Source organism: Roseibium sp. RKSG952 (assembly GCF_009711355.1).
The window spans coordinates 1-1,584 of the sequence record NZ_SMMF01000528.1 but is presented as its reverse complement, the minus strand read 5'-3'; the positions used below and the strand labels follow the sequence as shown (position 1 = coordinate 1,584).

Genomic DNA, 1,584 nt, shown 5'->3' with positions numbered 1-1,584 from the left:
CCCGGGCACCGAAACCTGCCTGCGCGTTGGTGGCCGTGTCCGCGTTGAAGCCAAGACCGCAAACTTCGCTGATGATGGCGCTTGGGGCGACCGTGAGTCCAACGACGTCAGCTTCCGTGCACGTGGCTACCTCTACCTCGACAGCCGCACCAACACCGAATTCGGTCTGCTGCGCACCTACACCAGCCTTGTTGGTACCCAGGACACCGGCAACGGCGGCAGCGCTGACTTCTCGCTGTTTGACGCTTACATCCAGTGGGGCGGCGTCACCGCTGGTTTTGCTACGTCGAACTTCGACTTCTTCACAGGCCAGACCTTCATGGGTGTTGTCACCCGTAACTGGTCCGACCTGACTCAGCTTCAGTTCGCTTACACCGCTGCCTTCGGCAACGGCTTTTCTGCAACTGTCGCTCTTGAAGATGCAACTCTGCGTGAAGGCGATAACGAGTATGCTGGGCAGAAGTGGCCGGACCTCGTTGCAAACCTGCGCGTCGACCAGGGTTGGGGTTCTGCAAAGGTCATGGGTGCTCTGCACAATGTCCGTCCGCTTGACGCATCTCTCGACGGTTCCGTCGGTTTCGCAGTTGGTGGTGGCGTGATCATCAATCTGCCGATGTTGTCTGCTGACTCCAACATCGCCTTCCAGGCACAGTACGCTGATGGCGCCCTGTCCTACATTGGCGGTGGTGACTACAACGACTTCAATTCCTCGAACGGCAACACCTCGACCGGTTACTCCTTGTCCGGTGGTATCTACCACCAGGCAACTGCAACCATCGGTCTGGCCTTGGACGGTTCCTACATGGATCTTGATCTGTCCGGTGCAGATGATGTGACCCGTTATGCAATCGACGGTTCCGTTCAGTGGGAGCCGGTCTCCGGTTTCGCAATTGGTGCTGACATGGGTTACGCTAACACCGACACCGACGGTTCTGGCGACCAGGACGACATCCGTGCAGGTATCCGTCTGCAGCGCACGTTCTAATCCGGTTGACGGTTTAGAGATCTGACGGATTTCATTTAAGACTTCCAGTCAGTCATGCGGCCCGGTGGCTCCAACCCACCGGGCCGTCCCCTTTTTAGGGCCGGGCTCAAGCGATTCTGCCCGAAATGGTCATTCCTGTTCAAAAGCGGGCGGTTTCCGCGCTCGAATCTTACCCGTTTCTTAATGGGCTCCCCGAATTTGTGACATTGCCGCAACACCGGATTTGCAAACAGGCTGCCAGACCCCGTCGGCGGCCTTTTCCATGTTGAACCAAAAATCACGTTGCGTATGGTCGGTTCTGCGAGCGGCGTAACGCTGCACCGCCTTGTGTGTTCCGGACATCCAACCTCCGGAACGAAGCAAAGCGGAAGATTTCGCGGGGACATGACATTGAAATGTTGGCGCAACGCTACGTCAGTGTCGATTGCATGACTGATTGGAGGTCACAAATGAAACTCAAGAGCTTGATGCTCGGCGCTGCCGCAACTGCTGCTGCTGCCACCGGCGCTCAGGCGGCCGATCTTCCGGTCGCTCCGGAGCCGATTGATTACGTGCGTGTCTGTGATGCCTACGGCGCACGCTTCTACTACATCCCGGGC

Annotated in this window: 2 protein-coding genes; both read left to right on the top strand. The window is 57.7% G+C overall.

Annotated elements, in window-relative coordinates:
• Nucleotides 1-985, top strand: a 985-nt coding sequence (locus tag E1297_RS02010) for a porin (protein ID WP_155133245.1), incomplete at its 5' end; no start/stop codon positions are given.
• A 449-nt stretch (nt 986-1,434) separates the two neighbouring features.
• Nucleotides 1,435-1,584: porin (locus E1297_RS02005; RefSeq protein ID WP_196223131.1), on the top strand; the 150-nt coding region annotated here is incomplete at its 3' end.